Consider the following 3,765-nt stretch of genomic DNA (forward strand, 5'->3'; position numbering starts at 1 on the left):
CGGACCCGAGAACCACTACAAGGGCTGCACCCGTATCACCAGCCGAAACGCCGAGCATTGCGCCGCAGATCGAACCTCTAACCGAACGGCATTGGCCCTAGTGGGAGTTCTCCGCCCGGTTGTTCAATCCCTTGTGCGCGCGGTGTTCCACCGAGGGCATCACCTCGCGATGCGCGGTCCCGTAGGAGGCGAGCTTGTCGGTGACCACCACCCGGGGCACCGCGCCCGCGCCCTTCATGAGCTTGCGGAAGAACCGTTTCGCCGCGGCCGTGTCCCGCCGGTTCTGCACCAGGATGTCCAGGACGTTGCCGTCCTGGTCCACGGCCCGCCACAGGTACCTCTGCACGCCTCGGATCTTGATGAAGACCTCGTCCAGGTGCCACTTGTCCCGGGGTGTATCTGGTGTTTCCTCAGGCCAGCGGCGTAGATGGGGCCGAATGTCGTGCACCACTGGCGGACCGTCTCGTAGGTGACCTCGATCCCGCGCTGCAGCAGGAGCTCTTCGACCTCGCGGTACGAGAGGGGGAACCGATGGTAGAGCCAGACCGCGTGGGCGATCACCTCGGCAGGGAAGCGGTAGCCCTTGTACGACGGGGTGATGGCGTCCATGAGCAGGGCATTCAGAGAACCTGCAGGTCAGATGCGGTGTGACCGCTCCCGAGGAGCGGCCTGCACATGCCCGGAGCGTCAAACGAGCGTCACGGCCGAGACGGGTCGGCCCTGCTCGACGGGTGTCGACGCCAGTCCCGCACACTGCCGGAAACAAGGACGTCAGATGTGCGGAATCACCGGTCGATGCTCACCCCCGGGCGCCAGCCACCGTCGACCGGATTCGGGGTCGTAGTGGCGGAAGTAGTCGTAGTGGAGTCCTGTTTCCGAGTCGAAGTACTGACCGGGGAAGCGCAACGGTGTGTACGTCGAGCTTGTCACTGTCCAGACAGTAGTGCCCCACAGAGTGCTACGGGTGTGCCACGTGACGTCGCCTCTTTCGTCGACGAGTTGGCGGTCGGGAGCGGTTCGGGGACACGCCCGACGCATTGCCCGCGCCGCCGGACCCGGGGCTCCGATTGACGGCACGGCCGGGGCGGTGTGACGATGCGCCGATGTCGGACCTGCACGCCCGGATGGCCGCCCGGGTCGGTGACCTCACGGCCGTCGTGGTCGCGCGCTGCGCGGCGGAGGCGCCGTTCTACGGGGCGCTGCCCCGCGCCACCCTCCAGGGCGAGGTGGCGCGGTCCATCGTGGCGGTGCACGCGCTGTTGCTCAGGGCACTGCGCGACGGCGGCGGGGGTCCGATGGGGCCGGGCGATCTGACCCGGCTCATCGAGTGGTCGGCGCGCCGGGCCGAGGAGCGCGTCCCCCTGGAGGCGGTGATCGCCGCGTACCTGATCGGCGCCGAGGTGTGGTGGCAGACGCTGACCGAGGTCGCGGAGCCCGGTGAGCTGGCCGGGGCGGGCGGCAAGCTGCTCGCCTGCCTGCACGCCGCGCTGCCCGCGGTCGTCCTCGCCCACCAGAACGCCCAGGAGGACCTCCACAGCGAGGACAAGCGCGTACGGCGGGCCCTGCTCGGCGCCCTGCTGGCAGGACGGCCGTACGAGGAGCTGGCGGGCGTGGCGCGGGTGGCCGTAGTGGGTGAGTACGAGGTGGTTGCCTTCGCGTTCGAGTCCGACCCGCCGAGCAGATTGGTGCAGTCCTCGCTCGACGCCTTCACCGGGATCCCTGTGCTGATGGACCACGTCGCTCGGATCGCCTTGTTGCCGGGCAGGTCCGACGTGCCGGGCCTGGTGGCCCGGCTGGAGAAGGACGTGGGGCAGCCCGTGCGCGCCGCCGCCGCCCACTCCTCCGTACCGGCGGCCATCTCCTCGGCGGCGCAGGAGGCCGGCCGCGTGCTGGATCTCGTCCGGCGCCTGGGACGCCCGCCCGGGTGCTACCGCCTCGACGACGTGCTGCTGGAGCACCAGCTCGCGCGCCCCGGGGACGGCCTGGTGCGGCTGGCGGCCAAACTCGACCCCTTGGAGGAGCATCCGTACCTGCTTGAGACGCTGCGCGTGTTCGTGGAGCGGGGGCTCAACCGCCGCCAGACGGCATTGGAGCTGTGCGTCCACCGCAACACCCTGGACTACCGGTTGCAGCGAGTGAGCGCGCTGACGGGCCTCGACCTCGCGGTTCCCGCGCAGGCGCGGCTGATCCAGGCGGCGCTCGTCGCCAGGGACCTGGCCGGGCCCGCGGGTCACCGCGGGGTCACCGGATGGCAGGGATCCGCAGGAGCAGCGGAAAGCGGATGAACCACGGCCGGCGTCGACGAGCGCTCGGCCTGTCATCTGTCAGAGCCAGGCGCCGAGTTCCTCGTGCCGGGGTGCGAGGACCGGGCCGGCGCCGGGGTGGTCGAAGACCATGACGGGCCGGTCCGCGTTCCAGCCGGACCAGCCCGGCTGTCCGGTAGTGGCGAAGGCGACCCAGGCCCGGTGCATGGCGTCGGCCAGTGGCTGGGGCGCGCCGGGCCCGGTCAGGTCCTCGGCGGCGCGCAGGTTGTCGAAGACGAAGCCGAGTTCCAGCGCATGGCACGCGCCGAGTCCCATCACGGGCGAGCGCCAGCAGAATTCGTAGACGAAGGTGCGGGCGGGCCGGGAGTCGGCGAGGCGGTTGAGCGGCCCCCGCAGCAGCAGGTCGGTGGCCATCTCTCCCAGGATCTCACCGGGTTTGGCGTGCGGCCGGGTGGCTCGGTACAGGCGTGCCACGCGTTGCGGGACACGGATCTTCAGCAGTGCCAGCCGCAGGGTGAGCCGGCTGATCCGGTCCACGGTTCCGCCGGGTACGAACCACAGCCGGTACTCCTCCCGGTTGCAGCCCAGCAGCAGGTCGGCCTCGGGAAGGGGCGGGGCGGCGGGCACCACGTCGCCGTCGACCACGATGTGGAAGCCGGGACCGCCGCCGATGGGGTCGGACCGGTCGACGACGGCGGCCTGCGCGTCCAGCAGCAGGTCTCGGTCCACCGCCGCGAACGCCTCGGCGGTGGCCGGGATCCGCAGTCTCTTCGCCATCGACCGTACGGTCTTCGCGCCCTCGCGGCGCGACATCGTGTGCGGCGGGCCGCTCTGCAGGATCGCCCGGTGGAACAGCCCGGCCGCGCCGGGGCTGGTCATGAGGGCCGCGACGCTGATCGCGCCGGCGGACTCCCCGCACACGGTGACGTTCGCCGGATCTCCGCCGAAGGCGGAGATGCTGTCGCGGACCCAGATCAGGGCTGCGATCTGGTCGAGGAGGCCCCGGTTGACGGGGGCGTCGGGGAAGACCCCGAACCCCTCGACGCCGAGCCGGTAGTTTACGGAGACGAGGACCACCCCGTCGCGCGCGAAGGCGCGCCCGTCGTAGAGCGGCAGGTTCGCCGAGCCGTTGCGCAGGGAACCCCCGTGGATCCAGACCATGACGGGCAGCCGGCCCTCGCCGACGGATGGGGTCCAGACGTTGAGGTTGAGACAGTCGTCCCCGGCGATGCTCGGATCGGGTATCAGTCGGTCGAGGGGCGGGCGGTAGGGGCGTTTGGGGGCGGTCGGCCCGTACTTCAGAGCGTCTCGTACCCCTTCCCAGGACTCGACCGGGGCGGGAGCGCGGAAGCGGTGGGCGCCGAAGGGCGGGGCTGCGTAGGGGATGCCGAGGAAGGTGGCGATCCCGTTGTGGAAACGGCCTCGGACCTTGCCCTGCCCGGTGGTCGCGATGAGGTCCATGGCGGTCCTTCCATGTGCGAACGGGGGCCGGCCGCCCCTG

The 3,765-nt window shown here is 71.0% G+C and carries 2 protein-coding genes and 2 pseudogenes; 1 reads left to right on the forward strand and 3 read right to left on the reverse strand.

Going from position 1 to position 3,765, the window contains the following annotated elements; all coding sequences use genetic code 11:
• Positions 1-100: 100 nt before the first annotated feature.
• Together ABTZ94_RS36645 and ABTZ94_RS36650 are read right to left on the reverse strand one after the other, a co-directional pair.
• A pseudogene (locus ABTZ94_RS36645) lies at positions 101-609 on the reverse strand (IS6 family transposase); the annotation flags it as partial.
• A gap of 198 nt (positions 610-807) precedes the next feature.
• Positions 808-1,002: pseudogene (locus tag ABTZ94_RS36650) on the reverse strand (RHS repeat-associated core domain-containing protein); the annotation flags it as partial.
• A gap of 101 nt (positions 1,003-1,103) precedes the next feature.
• Between ABTZ94_RS36650 and ABTZ94_RS36655 the strand changes: the two are divergent.
• Positions 1,104-2,285, forward strand: a complete 1,182-nt coding sequence (locus ABTZ94_RS36655; RefSeq protein WP_351207642.1) for a PucR family transcriptional regulator — start codon at positions 1,104-1,106, stop codon at positions 2,283-2,285.
• A gap of 39 nt (positions 2,286-2,324) precedes the next feature.
• Here the strand turns inward: ABTZ94_RS36655 and ABTZ94_RS36660 are convergent, their stop codons facing one another.
• Positions 2,325-3,725, reverse strand: coding sequence for a carboxylesterase/lipase family protein (locus ABTZ94_RS36660; protein WP_351207644.1), 1,401 nt, complete (start codon positions 3,723-3,725; stop codon positions 2,325-2,327).
• Positions 3,726-3,765: the final 40 nt, after the last annotated feature.

The organism is Streptomyces sp. NPDC002785, from assembly GCF_040295565.1.
Taxonomy (GTDB): domain Bacteria; phylum Actinomycetota; class Actinomycetes; order Streptomycetales; family Streptomycetaceae; genus Streptomyces.